Source organism: Desulfacinum hydrothermale DSM 13146 (assembly GCF_900176285.1).
Lineage (GTDB): Bacteria > Desulfobacterota > Syntrophobacteria > Syntrophobacterales > DSM-9756 > Desulfacinum > Desulfacinum hydrothermale.
Genome location: NZ_FWXF01000005.1, coordinates 181,593 through 207,458, shown reverse-complemented (window position 1 = coordinate 207,458; position 25,866 = coordinate 181,593). Strand labels below are relative to the sequence as shown.

Here is a 25,866-nt window from a genome sequence, read left to right as displayed (position 1 = left end):
GGACTCCAAGTTCTCGCCTTTGGCGTTTGGGTCCCTGCCGGGCAGGTCCGCCTCACCTGTTCTTTCGATTTAGTGATGCAGCATCAGGCGTTGTGTCTAAACGGTTCCAGAGCGTGGTCCGCCGTGGTCCTACTTGCCGATGATGCTGGGAAGCCAGGTGACGATGCTCGGGAACATGAGGATCAGAGCGATCCCCACCGCCTGACAGGCAATGTATTGGAACATGCCGCGATAGATATCCGATAGCTGCCATTGGGGCAGACAGCCCTTGATGAAATAGCAGCTGAGCGCCACCGGAGGGGTTAGCCACGACGTCTGCAGGGTCACGGCATAAACGATGGCAAACCAGAGGGGGTCGATGCCCAGGGCCTTCACGGTGGGCATCATGATGGGCAAAACGATGAGCACGATGGGCACCCATTCCATGGCCCACCCCAGCAGGAAGACCAAACACATAATCAGGATAACCATTCCCATGGGCGGCAGGCTCATGCTGACCAGTTGGTTGGAGAGCCAACCCGCCCCTCCGAGCCGGGAAAAGACCGAACCGTAGAAGTTGGAGGCGGCGATCATGATCAGGATCATGGCCGACAGTTTGGCCGTGGAATACATGGCCTTTTTCAGGTTTTGCCAGCGGAATTTGCCGTAGCAGACCACCAGCAGAAGAGCGCCCAACGCGCCACAAGCCGATGCTTCAGTGGGGGTGGCCAGGCCAGCCAGAATGCTTCCCAGAGTGGCTCCGATAAGTAGAATGAGCGGTACCACGCCCTTCAACAGGTCCACGATCAGGGCGGGGATAGATTCCGCCCGCAGCTCCTTGTCCAGCGGCGGGCCGTATTCGGGCCAGAAAAAACACCGGATGAGGGAGTAGAGCACATAGATGCCCGACAGCAAGATCCCCGGGATGACGGCACCGGCAAAGAGGTCCGTAACAGGGACGCCCATCAGCGGCCCCATGACCACCAGCATAATGGACGGGGGAATGAGAATGCCCAGGGTGCCCCCCGCCGCCATGGCCCCCGCTCCCATGCGGATGTCATAGCGGCTTCGAGCAATGGCCGGTCCGGCCATCATGCACAGCAACGTGATGGAAGAGCCCACGATGCCGGTGGCCGCAGCGAAGATAGTGGCCGTGGTGATGATGGCCAAGTAGAGGGACCCCGGCACAGGGGCCAGCAGCTTTTGAATGGAATAAAAGAGGTTGTCCATCAGGCCGGCGCTCTCCAGGATGTAGCCCATGAAGAGAAAGAAGGGGATGGCGCCCAGCACCGGGTCGCTCATGACCTGATAGAACTGAATATTCATGAGATAAAACACCAGCTTGCCGATTCCCAGATATCCGAAGGCCAAGCCGATGAACATCATGGTAAAGGAGATGGGAAATCCGCTGACAAACGCGAGCAAAAGTCCCACCAGGGATAGCATCCCCAGCATTTCGTTGAAGGTCATTTCCATGGGTGATTCTCCCTAAATCTGCGCTTCACAGGTGGCGCCTTCATCAGACGGTGTTTCGCCGTGCGGGTCATTTTCCCAGTAGAAGACGCCGTGACGCCATGCGTAGTAGCTCTTGATGGTTTCCGACAGGCCCTGCAGGATCATCAGGAAGACGCTCAAAGGAATGGCGAACTTCAGGGGCCAGATGATGGGCATCCAAGGGCTGGAGACGATGGATTCGTTCTGCCTGAAAGATTTGTAAAAGTACTTCCAGCCGATCTCCAGGAACAACACGTGGGTGGGCAGATAGAGGAAGACATAGATGACGGTGTCCACCAGGCCCTTGGTCTTCGTGGACCAGCGGTTGTAGAGAAAATCGGTCCGGATGTGCATGCCGTCCTTGAGGCAGTAGGGAGAGGCAACCATGAAGTAGATCCCGTAGAGGATGAGTGCCAGGTCACCCGCCCAAATGGTAGGCGCATTGAAAAAGTACCTGGAAATCACCTCGTAGACCAAGATGCACATCATGGGCACTACAAGGGTTGAGGCTGCCTTGCCAGAGGCCACGCTGATGCGGTCCAGGATGTCCACCAGGCGCTGGGCCGCAGGGGCGGGGCCCCTCAGGGTTGTGGTCGATGTGTGAGACACGTGATCACCTTCTTGCTGTTAATGTTTTGCGGTCCCGGGGGTGGGGGCATGCCCCACCCCGTTTCCACTTCATCCGACGCCCGTGGTGCGCCCTACTTGACGGCACCGGCCTCCATGGCTGTCTTGCCCATCTTGTAGTAGGCTCCGTTCACCTGTACCTGGTAGGGCACTGTCAACTCGGCCCAATCTTCCAGGGAGGCGCGAACCTTTTGGAAGAAAGGATATTTTGCGGAGTACTTGTCCAAAATCTTGGTGGTGGCCTTCATATAAGCCTTGTAGTAGTCCTCCGGCGTTTCATGGAGTTGTACGCCCTTCTCATCCACCAGCTTTTTGATGGCCGCACTGTTCACGCTCACGTTCATATTGATCTGATCCGCCACAGCAGCCTTGATGGATTCCTGGATGACTACCTGGAGGCGCTCGGGAAGGCTCTCGTACCATTCCTTGTTGATGTATACATCGCCGATGGAATCCACCTGGTGCAGACCCTGGATGTAGTAGTGCTTCCATACGTCCGCCAAGCCGAGATAAAGGTCGTCGCCGGGGCTGATCCACTCGGCTGCATCGATCACCCCGCGCTGGGCGGCGGGCACGATCTCGCTACCGGGCATGGACACGACGGGCATGCCGATCTCGCGGAAAGTCTCGGAGGGAATTCCCGGAGGGGAGCGGAACTTCATCTTGGTCAGTTCTTCCATGGATTGGAACTTCTTGGGAAACCAGCCGAAGGGCTCCGGTCCCATGGGCATGCACAACCAAGCCACGATGTCGGCACCCAGGACTTTCTGGTAATACTCGTTCAACAGCTTATGGCCGTCACCTTCCCAGGCCCAGGAAAGGAGAGCCGTCTGGTCCAGGCCCTTGCCCAACCCGGCCGTGGGGGCGGCAAAAAGAAGACCTGCGGGGTTTTTGCCAGACCAGTAGTGGGTCCAGGCCTGGCCGCCATTGACAATGCCGTCACTCACCGCATCCAGGATTTCGAAGGCCTTCACGATGGCGCCGTCGGCGAAGACCTCCACCTTGATCTCTCCGCCGGAAAGTCGCTCAATACGCTGGCCCAGGCGCTCCATGGTCTTGAAGTACATGCTGGAGCTGGGGACTGCGGTCTGGATCTTGAGCTCGTATTGAGCCGCAGTCGCTACGCTGCATCCAATGAGAATCAAAAGACAGCTTGCCAAAGTCACTGCACGCCTAAACATTAGACATCCTCCTCTCAACCTTTTCACAGATTCCAAATTTTGAAACTCACTTCGGCCAACTTTTCTATCCAGCTGGCTGGGTGGACCCTTCAAATTGGCGCCATTTCAGCCAGCATCCTGCACGCGTCTTCGCCGCACAGGGCTTTTGGGAAGAGCAATACCCGTGCCAGTATGTCCGGGACGTCCGAACAAGAGGGCGGGACCATAGCAGATCTGAGGGGGAGAAGGGGCCTTTTTTTAAGGGCGTGGGAGGCATCCAGGGGGTTGGAGATGGCAGGCAAGCTCCTTTCGGATTTTGCAGGATGTGGAAATGTTTTTTCTCAGGCTGCAGGCCGACACCGGACTCTTCCTCAAATGGGGGAGTCCGAGGATGGGAGCCTTTGCCAAGATCTCCTGTTCGGCCCTGGGAGGGTGGCTTGCCGCCGTGGGACACTGCACCGGGTGCGGGGCTGCAACGGGACTGGCGATGAAGGATGCGAAAATGCAACGTCCTCCTGCCACGACACAGCTCCGGAAATGGCTTCTGCGATATGTGTCTGTGTGCACAAGCACAAACCAGCGATTCTGTTGGCGATTGCATGCCTGCAACGGCCAATCAAACGCACATGGTCAGCCCTTGCCTGTCCGTGTGCCCCAACGGGCCCGCCATCCCCGGTGAGCCTTCCTGGAAGAGCCGTTCCCACCACAAATCGGACCTGGCTTGGCGGCTCCGCGCGGCCCTTGCCTTGCGTTGGGCACCTTCCCATTCCGTGCGCCCATGCCAGCGGGCCAAGGCCGATGCGTCCTTGAAAGACGCCGTCTAGTCGAGTTTTGGCCCGCCATTTGCTTAGGCCAGGTGCGCCTAAGGCGCCGGTTGGATGTCTCGAGCAGGGATGCCTACCGGAGTCATGCCTACTGGAGGAATAGAAAAGCGCGCGGGTCTCAGGTGACCCGTTTCGGAACTGGTATCAGTGTGGGGAGGACATGGATGGGCAAGGAGCTGGTGACCGCCTCGGACGTCCAGGCGGCTTGGGATGCCGGAAAGACGCAGATTGTCGCACCGCGGGATCGATTCATTGTCACACCCGCCGCCCTGGAACTGGCGGAAATGCTTGAAATCGTCATCCTGGAAGAAGACTCCTCCGAAATGAAGCCCCCGGCTTGCCCACACGTTGTGGCCGAAAACGCTCCCCCGCCCGACGGCCCTTGGGAAGAACGTCAGGTAGTGGAAGAGGTGATCCGAAGGGTGTGTGGACGCATGGAAGGGGTTGTGGACCCGGAACGACTCAAAGAGGTGGTGACTCGACTTGTCATCTCGCAGAGAGAGGGTGCCGATTCATCCCCATCGCCCCAACAGGATGCCCGAACCGACAGTGTGGTCTTTGTGGAAGCATCCCAGGTCTTGGCCCATGAGGCCGAGGCCCCGGCCATCGGGGAAAAGGTCCTGGTCACAGGCGCCTTGGGCGGTGGGGAGCAAAAGCTGGCGGGTGCCTACATGGCCTGGGAACAGGCCTCCTTTCGCCGAACGGTGGAGGCCCCGGAAATCCAGGTGGTTCTGGAAGGAGAACTTCACCTCACCGTGGGAGGGCGGACTTACACGGGCAGGCCGGGGGACATGCTCTATCTTGCGGAAGGCGTGAAGGTCCTCTACAGCACACCATCCCGCGTCCGGCTGGCCTGCATCAACGCACTCTAAGAAGGGAATGCCGGACGCCATGACATCTTCCTCCGGACTTTCCAGCGTGTTTCGCTCCGCTATCGTCGACGAATACCGCCAACAGTGCATGCGTAATCCCGGCTTGGTGGCCTTGGCGGACTCTTTGGATCCCCGGGTCTGGGAAGCCGCTTCAAGACTTCAAGCGGAGGGACTGGCGCGCCCGGTGCTGGTTCAGTCTCCTTTTGCCCTGCGTGCCAAGATGCGTGCGGAAGGCTTTTTCCGAACGGCCTTCGCCGTAGTGGACCCTACCAGCCCGGCCTTATTTGCCCGAAACGTGGAAGACTTCCTGAAGATACGTCAGGCCAAGGGAAAAGACGTCACGGAAGAGCAGGCCGTCAAGGCCATGCGGTGTCCCTTGGCCGCCGCCGCCATGTTGGTGCGGCGACGGGAGGTGCACGTGGGCTTGGCGGGCAATCTGTCTGCCACTGCCGATGTGCTGCGGGCCGGATTGGCTGTCCTGGAAAGGAAACCGGGCATCCAGGCGGTGTCGAGCTTCTTTCTCATGATCTCGCCCGACGGTGAGCGCCGGTTCATTTTCTCGGACTGTGCGGTGGTTCCGGAACCCACGGCTCCTGTCCTGGCCGACATCGCCATGACCTCAGCCGAGCAGGCCAGACGGCTGCTCAAAGAAGAACCGCGCGTCGCGCTTCTGTCCTTTTCCACCAAGGGAAGCGCCAACCACTCCCGGGCCCAATTGGTCGCCGACGCCACCCGGCTTCTTCAGCAGCGGGCTCCGGACCTTCTAGCGGACGGAGAACTTCAGTTCGATGCGGCGTTGGTTCCCGACGTTGCCGCCCTTAAGGCTCCGGGCAGCCCACTTCAAGGGCGCGCCAACGTGCTCATCTTCCCTTCCTTGGAAGCGGGTAACATCGGCTACAAATTGGTACAGCGCCTGGGGGGGTACCGGGCTTTAGGTCCCTTTCTGCAAGGCTTTCAAGGCGGCTGGCATGACCTTTCCCGGGGTTGCAGCGCGGAAGACATTTACCAATTGGCCCTCATCGCCCTTTGTTTAGAACGGGGGGCGATGGTGACCAAGCACGCCGCGTAGGCGTGTACACCCATGAGTGAACATCCCATAACCTATCTTAAGGAGGCGGATCATGGATGCTTTGGGCATGATCGAAACCAAGGGGCTCACCGCCCTAATTGAGGCCGCGGATGCAATGGTCAAGGCGGCTCGAGTGAAACTGGTGGGCTACAAGGCCATTGGAGCCGGACTCGTGACGGCCATCGTACGCGGCGACGTGGCAGCCTGCAAGGCCGCCACGGACGCGGGAGCAGCCGCGGCTCAGCGTGTTGGGGAGGTGGTGGCGGTCCATGTCATTCCGCGGCCCCACGGTGATCTGGGCGAAGTGTTTCCCATCCAACTTCCCAAGAAATGAGAGCATCGTAAACGCCGGCGAAGGGACTGCCAGGCGGATTGAAAATCCATGGCACCTCACTATCGTGCGGATGGGAACGCGCCCAGGAGCGGGATGGGGCCCTTGCTTGGGCAAGGACGCTCCAAGAGGGGTTGGCGTAGCATTTCAATCCGGCCGGAGGCACTTCCGACCCGGCGTCTTGGAAGAGCTGAAATCGAGAGGCGGCATGAACAAGTCGCAACTACTGGAGTGGGTGCGCACGGCTGGTATTGTCGGTCAAGGCGGTGCTGGCTTTCCGGCTCATGTGAAGTACGACGTCGAAGTGGAAACGGTGATCGCCAATGGGTGCGAGTGCGAGCCACTGCTTCATTCGGACAAGCATCTGATGGAGGCTCGGGCCCAAGACTTGGTGCGCGGCCTGAGTGTTCTCAAAGCGGCCACCGGAGCCCGCCGTGCCGTGATCGCCATCAAAGGAAAATACGTGCGCGTTGCGGCGTGCCTCCAGCAGGCCGTGGCGGGCACGGACCTGGAATTGGCCTTTCTGGATGACTTCTACCCGGCCGGGGATGAACAGATCCTCATCTACGAGGTGACCGGTCGATCCGTTCCTCCGCTGGGTCTTCCCAAGGATGTGGGTGCCTTGGTCGCCAATGTGGGGACTTTGGTTTCCGTGGCCGACGCCCTGAATGGTAAGCCCGTGACTCATCGCCTGGTTACCGTCACCGGTGAGGTGGCTCGTCCGGCCATCTGGAACGTGCCATTGGGAACGTCCCTGGCGGATCTGGTCCAGGCCTGCGGTGGAGCCTCGGTGGAAGATCCCGTCTATATCCTGGGCGGGCCCATGATGGGACGGGTCGTGGACGACCCTCGGCAAGCGGCATCTACGGTCATCACCAAGACCATTGGAGGAGTGATCCTCATTCCTCGCGGCCATTATCTCCACCAAAGGGCCAGTTTGTCATTGGAGGTCATGGTCCGACGTGCTGCCACCGCGTGCATCCAGTGCCGCTATTGCACGGATTTATGCCCGCGGTTTCTCATCGGCCACGACTTTCAGACCCACAAAGTGATGCGGGCTTTGGGCGGGGGAGGTCCCGAGGCCATGCCGGGATCGCTTCAGGCCCTTCTATGCAGCGAATGCGGGCTGTGCGAACTCTTCAGCTGCCCCATGCATTTATCCCCGCGGCGTTTGAACGCAGCCCTCAAAGCGCGTTTTCGGGAAAACCGTGTGGGCTTCCCCGAGCCGAGGCAGGTAAAGCGATCCCAAGCGTCCCTGAGGGGCTACCGCAAGATCCCGGTGTCCCGACTGGCCATCAAATTGGATATCGCTCGGTACATGGACCTGCATCCCAAATTCCTGGGCGACGTGAAGCCTGCCCAGGTGCGGGTGCTCCTGCATCAGCACATCGGGGCTCCGGCCGTGGCGATGGTGAAGCCGGGCGATCGAGTCACCGCCGGGCAGCCCGTGGGAGCCGTGCCGCAAGGGGCTTTGGGTGCCTGTGTACACGCCCCCATATCGGGGGTGGTGGCCGCCGTGGACGACGCCGTTACCATCACGGGAGAAGCATCATGACGAAGGAACTGCAAGCCGTGGGCATGGTGGAATTCAACAGCATTGCCACCGGTATTGACGCATCCGACCACATGGTCAAAGCCGCTTCGGTCCAGATCCTGTTCATGAAGACAATCTGCCCCGGCAAATTCGTCGCCGCGATCCACGGCGATGTGGCGGCCGTTCAGGCCTCTGTGGAAGCCGGTATTCAGGCGGGAGCGGATACTGTGGTGGACCATTTCCTCATCCCCCGAATTCACCCGGCGGTGGTGGCCGCTCTCTCCTGCGCCGTGGAACTCCAAGACGGTCGAGGCGCCTTGGGGGTTCTGGAGACCTTCTCTGCAGCCTCCGCCGTGGCGGCTGCGGATCAGGCCGTCAAGGCCGCCGACGTTGATCTTTTGGAAGTGCGCATGGCCATGGGGCTGGGAGGCAAAGCCTACGTGCTGGTTCACGGGGAGGTGGCCGCTGTGGAGGCGTCGGTGGATGCGGGGGCTGCGGAAGTGGCTCGGAACGGTCTTCTGGTGCGCCGCACGGTGATCCCCAGCCTGGACCCGCAGGTCTTTCAGCATATCCTATGAGCCCTGGACGTAAAGACTTAGTGCCACAGGAGAAGAAGATGGCTGGTAAGGATTCACTGGGATTCGTGGAAACCATCGGTCTGGTGACAGCGGTGGAAGTGGCGGACGCCATGAGCAAGGCCGCTTCCGTTAGCATCCGGATGGTGGCCAACGCGGACGCGGGTTTGATCTCCGTCGTCTGCGAGGGAGATCTGGCCTCGTGCATGGCGGCCGTGGACGCGGGCAAAGCCGCAGGGGGCGCACTGGGTCAGGTGGTGGCCACCAATCTGATCGCACGCCCGGACAATAGCCTGGACGGTTATCTGTCCCAACAGGTGCCATGTATCGTGGAAAGGCGTTCGACGGCTCCTTCCAAAACGGGGAAGGAAAAATCAAAGAAAAACGAATAGGTGTTCCACGGAAAGGGAGTCGACATATGGATGCATTGGGAATGATCGAAACCAAGGGAATGACAGCGCTCATTGAGGCGGCCGATGCGATGACCAAGGCCGCTCGAGTGGACTTGGTGGGGTTCGAACGGGTCGGGGCCGGTTTGGTGACCGCCCTGGTTCGCGGCGACGTGGCCGCCTGCAAAGCTGCCGTGGATGCCGGCGTGGCTGCAGGCAAGCGCGTGGGTGAGGTGGTGGCGGCCCATGTGATCCCTCGTCCCCACGCCGACCTGGAAACCGTCTTTCCGATCCAGCGCCCTTAGCTCCACTGTCTTCTGTGGAGGTCGAAAGACCCGGTGTGCCCCCGATTGGGGAGTGCGGGACCCGAATGTGTGGAGATTGACAAATGGAATTGGGGAAGGTGGTGGGACAGGTGGTGTCCACGGTACGTGATGCCTCCATGCCGCACTTGACGCTTCTTTTGGTGGATGTGGTGGATGGACGGGGGCGCGTCCTGTACTCCGGCCAAGTGGCGGCGGACACTCTGGGGGCTGGAGAAGGCGAACTGGTCCTGCTGGCCCGGGGCTCCTCGGCCCGGAAGATCCTGGAAAAGCCGGTTCCGGTGGACTTGAGTGTGGTAGGCATTGTGGACCAGGTATCTTCCGAAGGCCGTTCGCTTTACCAAAAATAGTATGCGAGCATGTGAAGGAATATGATCATGGCGCTCCGACAGGAAGACATCGAGAACATTGTACAACAGGTGATCCAACAACTGACCGGGGAGGCCTCCTCCGCCCAGGCCCAATGCCCCAATGGGGTTCAAGGTGACTGGGGGGTATTCGAAAAGGTGGAAGACGCCGTGGCGGCTGCCCGGGACGCCTACCCGCGTATTGGCACGGTGGCCATGCGAGAACGGGTGGTGGCGGTCATTCGCCGGGCGGCGCGGGCCAACGCCCGTCGGTTGGCGGAGTTGGCCGTGGAAGAAACGGGCATGGGCCGCGTGGAGGACAAGGTCAAAAAGAATCTGCTGGTGGCCCAGCGGACCCCGGGGCCGGAAATCCTCCAGCCTAATGCTATCACGGGAGACGCCGGCCTCACCCTCATCGAAAACGCTCCGTGGGGAGTGATCGCTTCCGTGACGCCGTCCACCAACCCGGCGGCCACGGTCATCAACAACGCTATCAGCATGCTTTCGGGGGGCAACGCCGTGGTTTTCGCTCCGCATCCCTCGGCCAAGAGGGTGAGTCAAGAGACCATCCGCATGCTCAATCAGGCCATCCATGAGGAAACCGGGATCGAGAACCTCCTCACCTGTGTGCGGGAACCCAGCATCCAGTCGGCCCAGCAGCTCTTTACCTTTCCCGGTATCCACTTGCTGGTGGTTACAGGCGGCGAGGCCGTGGTGGAAGCGGCGCGGAAAACCACCAACAAGCGCCTCATTGCGGCCGGAGCGGGTAACCCCCCGGTGGTGGTGGACGAAACGGCCGACTTGGCGCGGGCGGCGCAAAGCATCTATGACGGCGCCTCTTTCGACAACAACATTATCTGCTGCGACGAGAAGGAAATCATCGCCGTGGATGCCATCGCCGATTCGCTCAAAGACGAACTGAAGGGATGCGGGGCGGTGGAGATTTCCCTGGATCAGGCCGAAGCCATCGCGCGGGCCGTTTTATTGGACTATCCCGGACCTAAGGCCCGCCCCAATCCCAAATGGGTCGGAAGAGATGCCCACAATCTGGCCGAGGCCGGCGGCTTTTCCGTGCCTCCGCAAACTCGGCTTCTCTTTGTGGATGTGGGCCGGGACCTGGACCACGTCTTTGCCCGCACGGAACAGATGATGCCCCTGCTGCCCCTTCTCCGGGCAAGAGACTTCGAGGAAGCCCTGGAATGGGCCATGATCCTGGAACGCGGCTTGAGCCACACGGTAGGGCTCCATTCACGCAACATCGATCGCATGGACGCCATGGCCACCCGAGTCAACACCAGTCTGTTCGTCAAGAACGGTCCGCACCTGGCGGGCCTGGGGGCCGGGGGGGAAGGCTGGACGTCCATGACCATCAGCACCCCAACCGGGGAAGGGGTTACCAATGCACGCACTTTTGTGCGGTTGCGCAGATGCACCCTGGTGGGCAGCTTCCGGATCGTGTGATGCCATGGGCAGAAGCTGGCAGGAGGTCAACACACTTCTGGTGGAGGCCGACCGGATCCTCAACTGTGAGGAGCCGATCCGATACGAAGGGCCCTTCCACGTGGGAGTGGACCTGGGAACGGCCGACGTGGTCCTGATGGTGGTGGATGACCACGCGCGGCCGCTGGCGGCATTTCTAGAGTGGGCTCAGGTGGTTCGTGACGGTGTGGTAGTGGATTTTGTGGGAGCGGTCGACATCGTACGGCGCCTGGTGGCCAAGGCCCAAGCCCGCCTTGGCGTGGAGATCACGCAAGCGTCCACGTCTTTTCCTCCGGGAACCGATCCCAGACTCTCCACCAACATCCTGGAAACGGCGGGCCTGGACGTGGTTCAAGTGGTGGACGAACCCAGCTGCGTGGGCGCCCTTCTGGACCTGGATCGGGCCGCGGTGGTGGACATCGGGGGAGGAACCACCGGCACGGCCATCCTAGGCCGCGGCGAAGTGGTCTTCAGCGATGACGAGCCCACCGGGGGCACCCACATCACTTTGGTGATCGCCGGTCGAACCGGATTGTCCTTTCAAGAGGCGGAAGAAAAGAAGCGGTCGCCGGACGATTGGAACATCCTGGATATGGCCCGGCCCACCCTCCAGCGCATCTGTGACATCGTGGGGGGACATATCGGGGGCCATGATGTGGAGGAGATCATCCTCTCGGGAGGCACCTGCTGTCTGGAAGGGATCGAGGCGGTTTTTACCAGCGAATTGGGCCTACCGGTCAAAGTGCCGAGTCGGCCTCTGCTGCTCACTCCTCTAGCCATCGCTTCTCTGCCTATGAATTGAATCAAACATCTATTGCGGTCGTGGGGCGATGAGCCCTTCTGGGGCAGTCGGCTCGAAGCGCGCCCGAAAAGGTCCAGGTTGCTCCCTGCTTGCGCGGTCGGCAGGGTGGGGCGGGCCCGTGGGGCCGGCCTGGCCAAGCGGCTGTCGGGGCGGATTCCGAACCCGCCCCTGCAAAGCTCAAGAAACATCACATGGCACAGTTGCATTGCATTTGTCAGAAAGGCCCAAAAGGCCAAGAGCTCATTGTCAGACAGCCTCCTAAACAAGCCATTGCACGTTTTCGGTCGGGAAGGTGATGGTGACCCGCTGACCGGGATAGAAGCGTTCCCGGTGGGACCCGCCGCAGGGGATCTTGGCGGTGAAAAGGCTGCGGCCCACAGCCACGGTGGCCAGAATGCGGCCGCTGGCCCGCTCCAGGGTGAGCCGGAGCAGGGTCCCCGCAACCCGGCAGGGCACATCCAATGGCGCCACCGGGGACGGCGCGCCTTCCGGTGCCAGGTTCAATTGGAGCTGGTCCGGCGCAATGAGGGCGATGGCATCGGGGCCGGGCGCCCCGGGCAGGACCAGCTCCTGGCCGTCTTCCAGAAGCTTGGCCCACAGATCGTCCGTGCGCCGTCTCCAGGGGCCCAGGAGGATGTTTTCCGCTCCTGATCCCACCAGGCGCCCTTTGAAAAGATGCAACATGGCGTCGCAGACCTCAAAGAGCCAGTGGCGATCGTGGCTGCTCACCACCACGGTGGTGCCCCATTGGCGCTGGGCCCGCAAGGCCGCTTCCCGGATCCTTTGCGCGCTTTCCATGTCGACACTGGCCGTGGGCTCGTCCAGAAGAAGCACCTTGGGCCGAAGGACCAGACGGGCCGCCAGGGCCACCCGCTGCGCTTCGCCTCCCGAAAGCTCGAACCAGCGGCGTTTGAGAAAGGCCCGTGGCGGAAGGCCCACCCATTGCAACGCCTCGGCGGCCCGCTTTTCCAGATTTTCGGATTCGCCTCGGACCTTGAGGCCGTAGACCACGTTGGCAAGAACGGTGCGTTTGAGCAGATAGGGCTCCTGGCCCATAAGGGTCACCTGTAAACGGGCGGCTTCGCTGCTTTGTCGGCCGTCCGCCGGAAAGTAGGCGATCCGGCCCCGGCTGGGCGATTCCACGAAGGCCAGCAGTCGAAGCAGCGTGCTCTTGCCGCTTCCGTTGGGGCCCATGAGGCCCACGATCTTGTGGCGCTCGATGCTCAGATGGTCCAGTTGCAAGACCGTCTGGGTGCCGTAGCGATGCTGCAGGTTTTCCGCCTGGTAGATCCAGCCCACGGGGTCACGTTCTCCTTTTCAGGAAGGCCAGAGATACGTTGACCACAAAGGCGATGGCCAAGAGCACCAGGCCCAGGGCCACTCCCATGGCGAATTCGCCCTTGCCCGTCTCCAGCGCAATGGCGGTGGTCATGGTGCGGGTATGCCATTTGATGTTTCCCCCCACCATCATGGAAATACCCACTTCCGTCAGAACCCGGCCGTAGGCGGTCAGCGCCGCCGCGACCACCCCGTGACGCGCTTCCCAGATGCTGGTCATGAGCACCTGGTGGCCTCGGGCTCCCAGGCTGAGCAGGCTGATGCGAAGCTGGCGATCCAAGCCTTCAATGGCCGTGGCCACCAGCGCCACCACGATGGGAAGGGCCAGGATGGTCTGGCCGCAGGCGATGGCCACCGGCGTAAACAAAAGCCCCCACGTTCCCAGGGGGCCGCGGCGGGAAATGAAGGCATAGACCAGAAGGCCGATCAAGACGGTGGGAAGGGCCAGGCACGTGTCCACCAGGGTGCGCACGGCCCGCTTGCCCCGGAACTCGTGATATCCCAGTAAAAAGCCCCCGGGGATGCCCAGAACCAGGCTGGCGGCCATGGAGTAGCTCGTCACCTGGAGCGTGGTTTCGATGGCGGAAAAGGTCTCCGGGTGTCCCGTAAGCAAGAGGTGCAGGGCCTTGACGAAGCCTTCGATCAAGTAGTTCATGGACGGTTCCTTAGTGCATCGTTCGTCCCACGGCAAACAGCCCCCGGCCTTTGCGGCAGGACGCGGCCTTGAAGGATCGAGGGCGCCAGGGGGCCTTACCGGCTTCTACCTTGCGGCGTTGGGGGTGAAAAGAGCCTTTCCCAGCAACTTGTAGTCTGCGATGGTGTTTTGGGTTTCGGGCGAAGCCAGCCAATGGATGAAAGTTCTGGCCAGATCCGCTTTCGCCTGGGGACAGCGCTGGGGGTTCACCATCAGTGCGCTGTACTGGTTCAACAACTTTTCGTCTCCTTCCACCAGAATCACCAGGGGGGGATCGCCCTTCATGGTGTGCTCATACTTGATGTAGGTCCCCCGGTCGGTGAGGGTGTATCCGCGGCGCTCGGCGGCCACACGGATGGTGGCCAGCATCCCCTGGCCGGTCTGGAGGTACCAATCGGCCTTGTCCTGAACGGGAATCCCGGCCGCCTTCCAAAGAGACAGCTCCTTTTTGTGGGTGCCCGAGTTGTCGCCGCGGCTTACGAACAAGGCCTTTCCCCGGGCCAGGGTCTGGAACGCCGACGTCACCTGCATTTTCCGGATGCCCGCCGGATCCTCCTTGGGCCCGATGAGGACGAAATCATTGTACATGATCCGGGTCCTTTCCACCCCGTAGCCTTCGGCCACATACCTTTCTTCCGCTGCCGGTGCGTGGACCAAGAGCGCATCCACGTCGCAGTTCTTGCCCAGCTCCAATGCCTTGCCGGTTCCCACGGCCACCCAGCGCAACTCGATACCGGTCGCTTCTTGGAACTTGGGCGCCAGGTAGTCCAAAAGGCCCGTATTGTCCGTGCTGGTGGTGGTCGCGAGCAGGATCCGGTCCGCCGCCAGCGCCGTGGCTCCCGCGTACGCAAAAAAAGCCAAGGCCAAAGCCGCCCCAATAAGCCCTTTTCGCCATGCTGCTTTCATCGCCTTTCTCCTTGTGTCGTCCCGTCCATCCAACATCGCGCGCTCATCCAGACGCTGGTCGATGCCCCCGTTTTCGAGGGGCTCTCTGAACGGCATGGGGCCCGGCGCAAGACAGGGGTTCGCCCTCCTATTCCATGCTTTGCTGAAGCCAGGATCCACCGGCCCGCGCTGCCTGCCTGTGGGGGCGGATTTGGAACCCGCCCCGGCAGGGGGCTGTCTGAGAACTCCCAAAGAGCCACATGGCACAGCGGAATTGCAACCCGTCCGCCATCGCCCAAAAGAGCAGAAAGACCATTGTCGGACTGGGAACGCAAAATCAGCCTCGGGGGCAAGGCCATTTCGCCAACTTATCGTGCCCCAAACCGCCAAAATCGGTTCTTTCGGACAGGTGCAGATAGGCGGGAGTGTAAGTAAGGGCGAGCGCTATGTCAATAGAGGCATAGCGATCGGAATCTTCTCCCTTTCCCGGGCCCCATGGCCGGGCATGGCCGTCTGGCGGGGGGCGCCCCCATTTCGGCCTGGACGAAAACGGTGGGCCGTGGCATGAACCTAAATGGAGCGAACAAGGGAAGTGCAGATCGTTCAAGGAAAGATAAGGGGGCACGCAAGAGGCGGTTTTTCGGGGTGATCGTCCAACCTTTTCGTGTGGAGTGGAAGGCATGTTTCAAAAGACGAGGGAACTTTTTCCCGTAAAGGAAAAAGGGGCTTTCCTGGCCCACTGCGCCATTTCCCCTCTTCCCCGGCCGGCCTGCCGGGCCCTGGCCGAGGCCGCCGAGGCCCAGATGCGCGGAGGCGGACCGGGCTTGGTCCCGTACTTTGGTGTGGTGGAGGCCTTGCGAGAAGCCGCCGCACGGCTTTTGGCCACCCGTTCCGGCAACGTGGCCTTCGTGAAGAACACCTCCGAGGCCATGGGGATGATCGCCAACGGGTATCCCTTCCAGCCCGGGGATCAGATCTTGAGCTACGTGCATGAATATCCGGCCAATCACTACCCCTGGAAACTTCAGGAAAAACGGGGAGTGGAGCTGGTGCTGCTGCCCGATCGTCCCATGGGGGACGGGGACACGGGCCGGCGGCCCTGCGGGTGGTCCATGGAAGATGTGAGGCGGCTGACCACGGAGCGAACGCGGATCATCGCCGTGAGTCACGTGCAGTTCACCAGCGGATTTGCGGCGGATCTGAAGGAATTGGGCGCATTTTGCAAAGAACGGGGTATCGACCTGGTGGTGGATGCGGCCCAGAGCCTGGGGGCCCTGCCCGTGCGTCCGGAAGAGTGGAACATCGCGGCGGTGGCTGCATCGGGTTGGAAGTGGCTTTTTGGGCCCACCGGCACGGGGCTTTTCTACACGGCTCCCGAATTCCGCCGGAAGCTTGCCCACGTCCTGGTGGGCGCCGAATCCATGGTGCAGGGAGACGACTACCTGAATCACACCTGGCAGCCCCACACCTCGGCCCGACGCTTCGAATACAGCACCACCCCCACGTTCCTGGCCGCCGCTCTGGAGGCCTGCCTGAAGGCGGCGGTCCTTCCCTATCCGGCGGATGCCGTCGCCGCCGAGATCTTTCGGCTCCAGGATCGGATCCTTGCCACCATCGATCGGGATCGGTATCGTCCGCTCCTCTTTTCGGGCCCCCATCGGTCCGGCATCCTTTCCTTCATCACCCGCGAAGATCCGGACCGGATCATGAAAGAGGCGGCACAGGAAGGCGTCTTTGTCTCCGCCCGATGCGGTTACCTGCGCCTGGCGCCCCACTGGTGCACCACCGATGAGGAAGTGGATCGGGCCGTTGGCGTTCTCAACGCCCTGGATCCGGCTTGAGCAAATGAGCAAAGGCGTGCGGGAAGAGAGGGGCGTTCTTTCAGGACGCCCGGGCGACGGCGCTCAGTTCCTCCTTGAGCACGGCCAGGCTCGATCCGGGCAGATCCTCAAAGGACACTCCCACGTGGAACTTTCGAAGATCCTCCAGGTACCGGGTCCAGCGAATCTGGACGGGGGCGGTGAATAGGCCGGCCGGAAGGAGGATCTCCAGTTCCAGCCGCTCAGGGTGGTCCGCCATCACATGACGGGGTCCCATCTGGAGCGACGGCGTCTCCAGCCGCGCTCCTCCCAGGCTCACATCCACCACGGCCACCTCCAGGGTGGCTTTTTCCCCCTGAAAAGCGGCTTGCAAAACCGCCTGCCAGGAAACCGGGTATCGTTTCGATTTGCGTCGATCCACCAAGGGCCACATGGGCTGATTGCTTCCTTTCCTCCGACCCTTCAATCGGCCCGGGCAGGCTACCCATGGGAAATGCCGGTGGGATCATCCCCACCGCTTCCAAGGCTGGGAAGGGTGCCGGGCCACGGCAACCCAACTTCTCATCAGGATGCCACGTCCGATCTAGGCCAGCAAGGCCCAAGATCCGTTAGGGATCTTGCAAGTCTCTTTAATCTCTTGAAACATTTTCCGTTTTGAGGCACAAGGAAGCGGCCTTAGGTGTGCGAGCAGTGGCTGCCGACGCGTCTGGTCGGCGCCGGCAGGCCCAGGCAAGACCCAAACAAGAAAAGCAAGGAGGAAGCTCATGAAAAGAATCATCGCCCTGTTCATGATCGTGGCGGCAGGTCTTTTCCTGATGGGAACGGCCCATGCCGGAAAGCTCACGGTGGCCACGGACACCAACTTTCCCCCGTTTGAGTTCAAGGACCCCAAGACGGGCGTTCACACCGGTTTCGATGTGGAACTGTGGGCGGCGATCGCCAAGGAGATCGGTGTGGAATACGACCTGCAACCCATGGACTTCAACGGCATCATCCCGGGTCTGCAGTCGGGTCAGCTGGACGTGGGCATCGCCGGGATCACCATCAAGCCGGAACGGGCCAAAGTGGTGGACTTTTCCGATCCCTACTACAATGCGGGGCTTCTCATTCTGGTGCGCGCCGACAACAAGGACATCCAGAAGGTGGAGGACCTGAAGGGCAAGATCGTGGCCACCAAGCTGGGAACCACCTCCGAGGATTTCGTGAAGAAAAACGCCCAGGCCAAGGAGGTGAAGCTCTATCCCAACAACGACGCCATGTTCATGGAGCTTTTGAGCGGCGGTGCCGATGCCGTGGTCTTCGATTCTCCGGTGATCGCCGACTTCATGAACAAGCGCGGCAAGGGCCTGGTCAAGGTGGTGGGTCCGCTCTACATGGGCCAGTCCTACGGCATCGCCTTTCCCAAGGGAAGCCCGCTGGTTCCCAAGGTGAACGAGGCCCTGAAGAAGCTAAAAGAAAACGGCACGTACCGCGATCTTTATCTGAAGTGGTTCAAGACCGAACCCAAATAAGGTTCCAGCCCCGGCCGAGCGGTTCCCGAAAGCGGTTGGGGCGTATTGCGCCCCGTGATGTGCGACGGGGCGAGGGGGAAAGCCCGACGCCCGCCTGAGATGTGGGTGCCGCGCTCCGCGGTTCGAGCCGGGGAGCGCGGCTTTCTTTGCCCATCTTGGGATCGCCGGGTGGACGGGGGGACAGGACAGACATGGCTTTTCAGTTTGAACCCAGCGTTGTTGTGGAAACCTTCCCCATGCTGATGCGGGGGTTGAAGCTCACCGTGGTCATCACCATCGGGGGGCTCTTTTTCGGCTTCATTCTGGGCTCGATCGCCGGGCTCATGAAGATTTCGCGAAACATCCTCCTTCGCAAGCTGGCGGGAGTCTACATCGAGAGCATCCGGGGAACGCCCATGCTGGTGCAGGCCATGTTCCTCTACTACGGTGTGCCCATGGCATTAGGGGTGCGCATTCCACCCATTATGGCCGGCATCATTGTCATCGCGGTCAATTCCGGCGCCTACATTGCCGAGATCGTTCGGGGCGCCATTCAATCCATCGACCCGGGCCAGATGGAAGCGGGGCGCTCCATCGGCCTGACCCGTTCCCAGACCATGCGCTACATCATCTGGCCCCAGGCGTTCCGGCGCATGATTCCCCCGCTGGGCAACCAGTTCATCATCAGCCTCAAGGACACCTCGCTGCTCATGGTGATCGGCGTGGGCGAGCTGCTTCGCACCGGTCAGGAGATCGTGGCGGTCAACTTCCGAGCCTTCGAAGTCTACATGGCGGTGGGGATCGTCTATCTGGTCATGACCTTGGGAATCGCCAAGGCGTTGCGAGCGCTGGAACAACACCTTCGGGTCCTTCCGGAAAAATAGGCCTATGATACGCATTGAGAACCTACACAAATCCTTCGGCTCCCTGGAAGTGCTCAAGGGGATCGATCTGCACGTGCGTCCCGGAGAGGTGGTGTGCATCATCGGACCGTCCGGGTCGGGAAAGTCCACGGTCCTGCGCTGCATCAACCGACTGGAAGAGCCCACGGCCGGGCGGATCATCGTGGACGGAAAGGACATCACCGATCCCAAGACCAACATGAACCTGGTGCGGGCCGAGGCCACCATGGTCTTCCAGCAGTTCAACCTCTTTCCGCACATGACGGTCCTCCACAACGTGACCCTCGGGCCGGTGAAGGTGAGGGGGTTGAGTTCGGCGGAAGCGGAAGAGCGGGGCCGTGAGCTCTTGGCCAAGGTGGGATTGGCCGACAAAGCGGAAAACTACCCGGACCAGCTTTCCGGGGGGCAGAAGCAGCGCGTGGCCATTGCACGGGCACTGGCCTTGCAGCCCAAGGTGATTCTCTTTGACGAGCCCACGTCCGCGCTGGATCCCGAGTTGGTGGGGGAAGTGCTGGAGGTCATGAAGCAGCTGGCTCGGGAAGGCATGACCATGGTGGTGGTAACCCATGAGATGGGCTTCGCCAAGGAAGTGGCGGACCGGGTGATCTTCATCGACGGCGGGCGCATCCAGGAAGAGGGGCCGCCGGAGGCCTTCTTCTCCAATCCTGAAAATCCCCGCCTGCGCGATTTCCTGGGCAAGGTGATTGCCCACTGATCCCATCGGCGGCCAGGGCGCCCGGGCACAAGCCAAAGGATGACGGCCGGCCCTCCCGGCCTGTGATCCGCGACCCGGGGTGATGCCTGCGGACGCTGTTGGGGGCTGGAGCGGCCCCGGTCGCGGTTGGAAGCGTCGGGCCGCCGTTCCTTCCTATCTTCGAATGTATCCCCACTGGACCAGGCGACGATAGCAATACTGGGCCATGGGTCCCTTTTGGACCTTCTTCAGCACCGCGTAGTAGGCGCGAGCCGCCCGATCCCTTTGTCCCATGGCTTCCCAGTTGCGGCCCTGGTAGAAGGTGACGGAAGGCTGGTCGGGAACGAGCCGGTCCGCCGCTTGCAAATGCTCCAGGCTTTCCCGGTGGGCTTCGGCCTTGAAGGTGATCACCCCGGCCACATAGCGGGCGTGGTAGAGGTCCGGATAGAGCCGCACGGCCTTGCGGGCGGCGGAAAGGGCTTGTCCCTCGTGGTCCTCCAGGTCTTCGGCAACCGCCCGATAGACCCACAGGAGCGCCTCGCGGGGCGCTCGGGACGTGGCCTGGCGAAGGAGATGCAGCGCTTCGCCGGTGCGTTTATTCCCCAGGGCTTCCTTGGCCTGGTCCATGAGCTCGTAGGCCGGTTCCACTTGCCTCAGGTAGGCTGTCTTGCGACGAAAGGTTTCTCTCCGGAGGGCCTGCGGGGTGCGCAGTTGCGTTCCGTAGCGTTCCAGGCGCCTGTTGGCCGCCGCCACGCGCTCCGTGGTGAGCGGGTGGCTGGAAAAGAAGCTTTCCAGCTGGGACGGTTCCCGGTCCCTTTCGTCCATAAGGATGGCCATGGATTGCACGAAACCGGCCGGGTTGTAGCCCGCGCGCACCATGTATTCCATGCCCAGTTCGTCCGCCTCCCGTTCCTGGTCGCGGCTGTATTTCATGAGGGTGAGGTTGGTGGCCAGGAGTCCCGCCTGGGAGATCAGGTCCCCGCCCGGCACCCCTGCCGTCTGCAGCACCAGGGACCCCACGGACGTGAAGAGCCCTCCCAGCACCTGCCGGGTGTAGCTGCTGGTGGGATGGAGCGCTGCCACGTGGCCGATCTCGTGGCCCAAGACGGCCGCCAGCTGCGCTTCGTTTTGCATCTTGGCCACCAGCCCCCGCGTGATGGAGATTTTGCCTCCCGGGAGAGCGTAGGCGTTCAGGTCCGAACTGTTCACCACATTGAAATCGTAAGGCACCTGGGGCCGGTGGCTCACGGCGGCCAAGCGTTGTCCGATCCTTTTCACATAGGCCTGCAGGTCGGGATCCTGAAAGAGCCCGTAGGACATCTGGGTATAGAGGGGGTAGAGCTTTTGACCCGTGGCGATTTCCTGCTGTTCGCTCATGAGCGAAAGCTGGCTTTGGTGCGTCACCGGATTCACGGCGCAGGCCGCCGTGACCATCAATACGGCCAATACGGCCAACACAGCCGGAAGGTGCCGTCGGCCCTTGCGGTTCCCTCTCTTGTGTGCGCCTCCCATGATCCGTCACCTCGTTTCCCCTGGACGTGGCATCCGACGATCCCCTGACCTTTCCGGCCATCCAGGCTACCACAGGGATCCGCCCGGGAGAAGATGGGTTCGCAATCCGCCCCTACTCCCGCAAGGCCGGGCCGGCAGCGCGTGCCCGCCTGGGAGCCCCAGCCTTTCGTCCGCACAAGAAGGGGACCCCCTGGGCGTTCTGGCACAAGCTCCCACCTGTGGATGGTGCAAGGATGGTGCCCAGGGCGCCATGGCCTTTCGAACGCACGTGATCCCCGGGGCGGCCACTTACCGGCGGATGAGACGAAAGCCCTGGTCCTGGCTGCGTCGATCGGGTCGGCTCAGTTGATCCCGCCCGGCCGAGCGCACGTATTGCGGCTGGCTGTACCAACTGCCGCCACGCACCACCCGGGCCGTTCCGCCCTTTTCCACCACGGGGTTCTTTTCCGAATGGTTCCGGTACGCCTGGGGATCGTAGACGTCGGCGCACCATTCCCACACATTTCCCAGCATGTCGTACAGGCCGAAGCCGTTGGGCCGAAACGTTGCCACCGGGGCTGTGAAGACGAACCCGTCCGAACAGGGGTGGATCCGCCAGGCCGGAAATTTCTTTCGGGCGGTTTTGTCCGCCACGTTGGCAAAGTCACAGGCCGCGGCGGGATCTTCCCCCCAGAAGCGGGCACCCAGGGTGCCCGCCCGGCAGGCGTATTCCCATTCCGCTTCGGTGGGCAGCCGAAAGGTGCCCTTGGAATGCTGGGTCAGCCAGTGGGCCATGGCTTGGGCATCGTTGAGGGACACGTGGACCACAGGGTGATCGTCGGTTTGGGCGAAACCAGGCCGGCGCCAGGAATAGCCCGGCTTCTTTTCCCATTTGCCGTCGTAGACCCAGGAATAGCCTTGTCGTTCCGCGTCGGTCACATAACCCGTCTTCTCCACGAAGGTTCGAAATTGCCCCCGGGTGACTTCGGAGCGTCCCATCCAGAATCCATCCACGCAGACCTGGTGCTTGGGGCCTTCGTCCCGATCGCGCCCGTCTTCTCCCGGGTCACTGCCCATGGGAAAACAGCCGCCGGGGATCCACACGAAGCGCATGCCCGTGATCGGCTCCTTCCAAACCTGCGCCGAGGCGGTTTCCGTACCGCGGGACGGAGGGGAGGTGGGCCGGCCCGGGGTCTTTTGGGGAGTCTTCCGGGGCGAGGCGGCCAGGAATTTGTCCAGGGCCCCCCGGGCCGCCTCTTTGGTCTGTGAAAAGCGTTCCATGAGGAGTGCACCCTGGTTTTCCCATTCCTTCACGGGGTGTGTGTCCAGGAAGAGAAGGGTTCCTGCCGCCACGAGCGCGGCGACAAAGATCCAAAGCAGCCAGCGTTTCATAAAATAACGTCCCCTTGCCGCTGAGGTGGAGTGGACACCACAGCGTATTTTCCTATGGAGGCGATTCGCCCGGCTGGAATATCAAATGGCCTGGCGCAAGACAACCGCTGGGACCTATCTCAGGTCCGCATCACATCCACGGGCTGGATGGCCAGGGCCCGCTGAGAGGGGTAGATCCCCGCCAGGATGCCCACGGAAATGGAGGCGCCGAAGCCCAAGATCAGTCCGGGCCAGGAAGCCACCAGGGGATAGCCCAGAAGATGGAAGAGCGCAAGGCTTGCAGCCAGGCCCAAGACCGCTCCCAGGATGCCTCCGGCCAGGGCGATCACGGACGATTCCAGCAGAAACTGGGTGACCACATCCCGGCGTCGGGAGCCCACGGCCCGGCGCAGGCCGATTTCCAAGCGGCGTTCGTTGACCATGAGGATCATGATGGAAAGGATCCCCAGGCCCCCGATGGCGAAGGAGACGGCCGCGGCGATGCGTCCCAGCAGGGAGATCATGTCCATGGCCTGGTTCTTGAGCGACATCACGTCCCGAAGATCCACCACCGTGAAGTCGTCCCGCTCTCCCGGCTCGATCCCGTGTCGGGTCCGCAACAAGTCTTCCAGGTTTCGTTTGGTCGCCGCCAGCGCCTCCTCCCGGATCACCTTCACATAGACGGTGGACACATAGGTCTGGTGGGTGAAGCGTTTGAGAAAGGTGGACAGGGGCACGAAGATTTGATTGTCCTGATCGAAGCCCGACACGTCGGATCCCTTGGGCTCCATCACGCCCACCACCCGGCAGGGCACGCGCCAAAGGAGAACGATCTTTCCCAGGGGGTCCGTTCCCGGAAAGATCGTGTCGGCGATCTTGCGGCCCAGAACCGCCACGCGCCGAAGGTTCCTTTCATCGTCCGGTGTCAGAAAGCGCCCCCGTTCCGGGTGGAAGTTCCGCACCAGGGGATAATTGGGCGTGGCTCCGGTGACCATCACATCCTTCAGCAGGAGGGATCCGTAGCGCACGGGAAAGGTCTTGCCGGACGACGGGGAGACGTGGGTGACGGACGGGGTGCTTTCCAGGATGGCCCGGGCGTCTTCCAAGGTCAAGGTGGTGGCCTGGTTCATAAGACGCGCCCGGTTCCCGAAGGTGCGGACGATGCCGCTTTGGACGATCAGCAGGTTCTCCCCCAGGGCGGCCACTTCCTGCTGGGTCTTCAGGGCCATGGATCGGGTCAGGCCCGAGACCACCACCAGGGAAAAGGTTCCCAGAAAGACGCCCAGAATGGCCAGGGCCGTTCGCAGCTTGAAGGTGGCCAGGGAACGCTGGGCGATCCGAAGGTTCAAGAGGATCCGTAACAAGTTCATGGTAACCGTGCTTTCCTCCGCGCCTACCCGCTTCGGATGGCCTGGATGGGATGGACGGCGGCGGCCCGCCGGGCCGGCTGAAGCCCGAAGATCAGGCCCACCAGCATGGAAAGGATCAGACCCGCGGCGAAGGCCTTCCAGGAAAAGTAGATGGGAAAGTCCGCCGCGAGCTTGAGCAACGGGCCCGCCGCCACTCCCAGGACGAATCCCAGCAGGCCGCCCACCAGGGTGAGCGCGATGGCCTCCAGGAGAAACTGGAACAGGATGTCCCTGCGTCGCGCTCCCACGGCTCGGCGGATGCCGATCTCGCCACTCCTTTCGCTGACCGACAGCAGGAAGAGATTGGCCAGCACGAAGCCGGCCACCACCAGGGCCATGACGCCCGTGATCCCGATAAAGATCACCAGCGAGCCCGTGAGCGCCACCAAAAAGCGGATGATTTCCTCCGATGAGAGAAGGCGGAAATCATCGGGCTGGCCCGGTTTGAGGCCATGGCGTTGCCGGAGAAAGGCCCGCACTTCTTGCCGGTACCGACCCATGTTCCTGGCGTCCAGAAAGCGGATGCGCACCGCGTTCACGTATGTCTTCTCATTCATAAGTTTTTTCATGGCCGTGGTGATGGGCATGACGATCCGGTCGTCCAGGTTGTGGCCGGCCCCGGTCGTCCCCCGCTCTTCCAGCACCCCGACCACGCGCACGGCCACGTTGCGGACAAAGAAGAATTTGCCGATGGGGTCCGTGTTTGCAAAGAGTTCTCGTGCCACCTGGGCGCCGATCAGAGCCACATTGCGCATTCCCTTCACGTCCGCTTCGCTCAGATCCCGACCGTCCACCACGGGCCAGGACCAGCTGCGGCTGTAGCCTTCGGTGGTGCCGGTCACCCGGGTCTGGTGCCTGCGGTTGCCGTAGGAGATGTTCACCTCCCGAACCGAACTCATGGGCACGAGCAGGTAGGCCGTGGGGAAGGCCTGGCGGAGAGCCTCCACGTCCTGCACGGTGATCGTCTTGTCCCGGCGGCCGATGGCCCGGGCTTCCGCACTGCCGCCCAGAACCAGCATGGCGTCCGGACCGAACCGATCCACCATCTCGTAGGCCCTTCGGTAAGCGCCTTCGGTGGCCGCCACGATCACCGTGATGGCACTGATACCCAAAGCCACGCTGGCGATGCAGAAAACAGCGCGGAGCTTGAAAGCTCGCACCGCCTTGAGGGCCTGATGAAGGCTGGAGATAAACCGTCTCATGGCGTCACGGGGGGGTGGGCGGTGAGGGGACGGGGCGTCCGGCCGGAGGGTTGTTCCGTGGGCACGCCGTCTCGCATGCGGATCACCCTGCGTGCGTAGGCGGCCACTTCCGGATCGTGGGTCACCACCACGATGGTCTTGCCCCGTTCGTTGAGCGACGACAGCAGGCGCATGATTCCGGCGGCCGTGGTGGTGTCCAGGGCTCCCGTGGGCTCGTCGGCCAGGACCAGTTCCGGATCGTTCATAAGGGCCCGTGCGATGGCCACCCGCTGCTGCTGCCCCCCGGAAAGTTGGTTCGGCCGGAAGTGCGCCCGGTCTTCCAGTCCCACCAGGCTCAGCAATTCCAAGGCCCGGCTTTTGCCTCCGTCCACGGGGCGCTCCAGGTACAGGGTGGGAAGCAAGACGTTTTCGAGCGCCGTGGCGTAAGGGAGCAGGTGGAAGCTCTGGAAGATGAACCCGATGTGCTCGCTTCGCATCCGGGAGAGCTCATCGTCGTCCATGGCCGTCACGTCCTTACCGGCCAGGGCGTAGCGACCGGAGGAAGGTACATCCAGGCAGCCCAAGATGTTCATGAGGGTCGTCTTGCCGGACCCGGAGGGTCCCATGACCGCCACAAACTCCCCCGGGTCGATGGTCAGGTCCACCTGGCGCAGGGCATAGACCACCAGGTCTCCCGTGGTGTAGGTCTTGCTCACCTTTTCCAGCACACAGAGGCTCATGACCTCGCCTTTCCAAAACAGGGCACCCAAAGGCCGTCGCGGCGGC

At 61.9% G+C, this 25,866-nt stretch carries 26 protein-coding genes; 14 read left to right on the top strand and 12 right to left on the bottom strand.

All coding sequences use genetic code 11. The annotated features are described in order from the left end of the window. Positions 1–129 precede the first annotated feature (129 nt). From B9A12_RS06745 to B9A12_RS06735, 3 genes are all read right to left on the bottom strand, one after another. Complete coding sequence (locus tag B9A12_RS06745; protein WP_084057117.1) at positions 130–1,455, bottom strand: TRAP transporter large permease; 1,326 nt, start codon at positions 1,453–1,455, stop codon at positions 130–132. 12 nt (positions 1,456–1,467) lie between these two features. Further along, positions 1,468–2,082 carry a TRAP transporter small permease subunit gene (locus B9A12_RS06740; RefSeq protein ID WP_084057116.1) on the bottom strand — a complete coding sequence of 205 codons (615 nt, stop codon included), beginning with the start codon at positions 2,080–2,082 and terminating at the stop codon, positions 1,468–1,470. 92 nt (positions 2,083–2,174) lie between these two features. Continuing rightward, positions 2,175–3,281, bottom strand: coding sequence for a TRAP transporter substrate-binding protein (locus B9A12_RS06735; RefSeq protein ID WP_084057115.1), 1,107 nt, complete (start codon positions 3,279–3,281; stop codon positions 2,175–2,177). A 967-nt stretch (positions 3,282–4,248) separates the two neighbouring features. Here B9A12_RS06735 and B9A12_RS06730 point away from each other — a divergent pair. From B9A12_RS06730 to eutJ, 10 genes are all read left to right on the top strand, one after another. Continuing rightward, entirely contained in the window at positions 4,249–4,956 is a 708-nt protein-coding gene (locus tag B9A12_RS06730) for a cupin domain-containing protein (RefSeq protein ID WP_170920404.1), read from the top strand. A gap of 19 nt (positions 4,957–4,975) precedes the next feature. Further along, positions 4,976–6,025 carry a phosphate acetyltransferase gene (locus tag B9A12_RS06725; protein ID WP_084057134.1) on the top strand — a complete coding sequence of 350 codons (1,050 nt, stop codon included), beginning with the start codon at positions 4,976–4,978 and terminating at the stop codon, positions 6,023–6,025. A gap of 52 nt (positions 6,026–6,077) precedes the next feature. Beyond that, positions 6,078–6,359 carry an ethanolamine utilization microcompartment protein EutM gene (eutM, locus tag B9A12_RS06720; RefSeq protein WP_084057113.1) on the top strand — a complete coding sequence of 94 codons (282 nt, stop codon included), beginning with the start codon at positions 6,078–6,080 and terminating at the stop codon, positions 6,357–6,359. A 205-nt stretch (positions 6,360–6,564) separates the two neighbouring features. Beyond that, positions 6,565–7,911, top strand: a complete 1,347-nt coding sequence (locus B9A12_RS06715) for a 4Fe-4S dicluster domain-containing protein (RefSeq protein ID WP_084057112.1) — start codon at positions 6,565–6,567, stop codon at positions 7,909–7,911. Continuing rightward, entirely contained in the window at positions 7,908–8,468 is a 561-nt protein-coding gene (locus tag B9A12_RS06710) for a BMC domain-containing protein (protein WP_084057111.1), read from the top strand. Before B9A12_RS06715 ends, B9A12_RS06710 begins: the two co-directional genes overlap by 4 nt. A 38-nt stretch (positions 8,469–8,506) precedes the next feature. Next, the gene (locus tag B9A12_RS06705; protein WP_084057110.1) at positions 8,507–8,857 is read left to right on the top strand and encodes a BMC domain-containing protein; all 351 of its coding nucleotides are present in this window, start codon (positions 8,507–8,509) and stop codon (positions 8,855–8,857) included. Positions 8,858–8,883: 26 nt separating this feature from the next. Continuing rightward, positions 8,884–9,159 carry an ethanolamine utilization microcompartment protein EutM gene (gene eutM, locus B9A12_RS06700; RefSeq protein ID WP_084057109.1) on the top strand — a complete coding sequence of 92 codons (276 nt, stop codon included), beginning with the start codon at positions 8,884–8,886 and terminating at the stop codon, positions 9,157–9,159. Positions 9,160–9,242: 83 nt separating this feature from the next. Then, positions 9,243–9,527, top strand: coding sequence for a EutN/CcmL family microcompartment protein (locus tag B9A12_RS06695; protein WP_084057108.1), 285 nt, complete (start codon positions 9,243–9,245; stop codon positions 9,525–9,527). Positions 9,528–9,554: 27 nt separating this feature from the next. Beyond that, the gene (locus B9A12_RS06690; protein WP_084057133.1) at positions 9,555–10,985 is read left to right on the top strand and encodes an aldehyde dehydrogenase family protein; all 1,431 of its coding nucleotides are present in this window, start codon (positions 9,555–9,557) and stop codon (positions 10,983–10,985) included. 4 nt (positions 10,986–10,989) lie between these two features. Then, positions 10,990–11,805 (top strand): ethanolamine utilization protein EutJ, encoded by an 816-nt coding sequence (gene eutJ / locus B9A12_RS06685; RefSeq protein ID WP_084057107.1) that lies wholly within the window; start codon positions 10,990–10,992, stop codon positions 11,803–11,805. 258 nt (positions 11,806–12,063) lie between these two features. On the opposite strand, the gene B9A12_RS06680 is transcribed toward eutJ, so the two are convergent. The 3 genes from B9A12_RS06680 to B9A12_RS06670 all read right to left on the bottom strand — a co-directional run bounded on the left by B9A12_RS06680 (position 12,064) and on the right by B9A12_RS06670 (position 14,743). Continuing rightward, positions 12,064–13,104 carry an energy-coupling factor ABC transporter ATP-binding protein gene (locus B9A12_RS06680; RefSeq protein WP_084057106.1) on the bottom strand — a complete coding sequence of 347 codons (1,041 nt, stop codon included), beginning with the start codon at positions 13,102–13,104 and terminating at the stop codon, positions 12,064–12,066. A 4-nt stretch (positions 13,105–13,108) separates the two neighbouring features. Then, a complete protein-coding gene (locus B9A12_RS06675; RefSeq protein WP_084057105.1) occupies positions 13,109–13,798 on the bottom strand; it encodes an ABC transporter permease in 690 nt (229 codons plus the stop codon). Between the two features lie 105 nt (positions 13,799–13,903). Further along, positions 13,904–14,743 carry an ABC transporter substrate-binding protein gene (locus tag B9A12_RS06670; protein ID WP_084057104.1) on the bottom strand — a complete coding sequence of 280 codons (840 nt, stop codon included), beginning with the start codon at positions 14,741–14,743 and terminating at the stop codon, positions 13,904–13,906. 659 nt (positions 14,744–15,402) lie between these two features. Between B9A12_RS06670 and B9A12_RS06665 the strand changes: the two genes are divergently transcribed. After that, positions 15,403–16,563: an aminotransferase class V-fold PLP-dependent enzyme gene (locus tag B9A12_RS06665; protein ID WP_084057103.1), complete on the top strand. Its 1,161-nt coding sequence runs from the start codon at positions 15,403–15,405 to the stop codon at positions 16,561–16,563. Between the two features lie 40 nt (positions 16,564–16,603). Here the strand turns inward: B9A12_RS06665 and B9A12_RS06660 are convergent, their stop codons facing one another. Further along, on the bottom strand, positions 16,604–16,975 hold the full coding sequence (locus B9A12_RS06660) for a PilZ domain-containing protein (protein ID WP_084057102.1): 372 nt from the start codon (positions 16,973–16,975) through the stop codon (positions 16,604–16,606). Positions 16,976–17,306: 331 nt separating this feature from the next. On the opposite strand from B9A12_RS06660, the gene glnH reads away from it, so the two are divergent. The 3 genes from glnH (at position 17,307) to B9A12_RS06645 (ending at position 19,649) form a co-directional block, all read left to right on the top strand. Continuing rightward, on the top strand, positions 17,307–18,053 hold the full coding sequence (gene glnH, locus B9A12_RS06655) for a glutamine ABC transporter substrate-binding protein GlnH (RefSeq protein ID WP_084057101.1): 747 nt from the start codon (positions 17,307–17,309) through the stop codon (positions 18,051–18,053). A 191-nt stretch (positions 18,054–18,244) separates the two neighbouring features. After that, positions 18,245–18,916, top strand: a complete 672-nt coding sequence (locus tag B9A12_RS06650; protein ID WP_084057100.1) for an amino acid ABC transporter permease — start codon at positions 18,245–18,247, stop codon at positions 18,914–18,916. Between the two features lie 4 nt (positions 18,917–18,920). Further along, positions 18,921–19,649 carry an amino acid ABC transporter ATP-binding protein gene (locus tag B9A12_RS06645; RefSeq protein ID WP_084057099.1) on the top strand — a complete coding sequence of 243 codons (729 nt, stop codon included), beginning with the start codon at positions 18,921–18,923 and terminating at the stop codon, positions 19,647–19,649. Between the two features lie 153 nt (positions 19,650–19,802). Here B9A12_RS06645 and B9A12_RS06640 read toward each other — a convergent pair whose 3' ends face one another. From B9A12_RS06640 to B9A12_RS06620, 5 genes are all read right to left on the bottom strand, one after another. After that, the gene (locus B9A12_RS06640; protein WP_084057098.1) at positions 19,803–21,140 is read right to left on the bottom strand and encodes a M48 family metalloprotease; all 1,338 of its coding nucleotides are present in this window, start codon (positions 21,138–21,140) and stop codon (positions 19,803–19,805) included. 288 nt (positions 21,141–21,428) lie between these two features. Beyond that, positions 21,429–22,511 (bottom strand): formylglycine-generating enzyme family protein, encoded by a 1,083-nt coding sequence (locus B9A12_RS06635; protein WP_084057097.1) that lies wholly within the window; start codon positions 22,509–22,511, stop codon positions 21,429–21,431. 119 nt (positions 22,512–22,630) lie between these two features. Beyond that, positions 22,631–23,860: an ABC transporter permease gene (locus B9A12_RS06630; RefSeq protein ID WP_084057096.1), complete on the bottom strand. Its 1,230-nt coding sequence runs from the start codon at positions 23,858–23,860 to the stop codon at positions 22,631–22,633. A 23-nt stretch (positions 23,861–23,883) separates the two neighbouring features. Beyond that, a complete protein-coding gene (locus B9A12_RS06625; RefSeq protein WP_084057095.1) occupies positions 23,884–25,101 on the bottom strand; it encodes an ABC transporter permease in 1,218 nt (405 codons plus the stop codon). Beyond that, on the bottom strand, positions 25,098–25,820 hold the full coding sequence (locus B9A12_RS06620) for an ABC transporter ATP-binding protein (protein ID WP_084057094.1): 723 nt from the start codon (positions 25,818–25,820) through the stop codon (positions 25,098–25,100). Before B9A12_RS06620 ends, B9A12_RS06625 begins: the two co-directional genes overlap by 4 nt. Positions 25,821–25,866 lie beyond the last annotated feature (46 nt).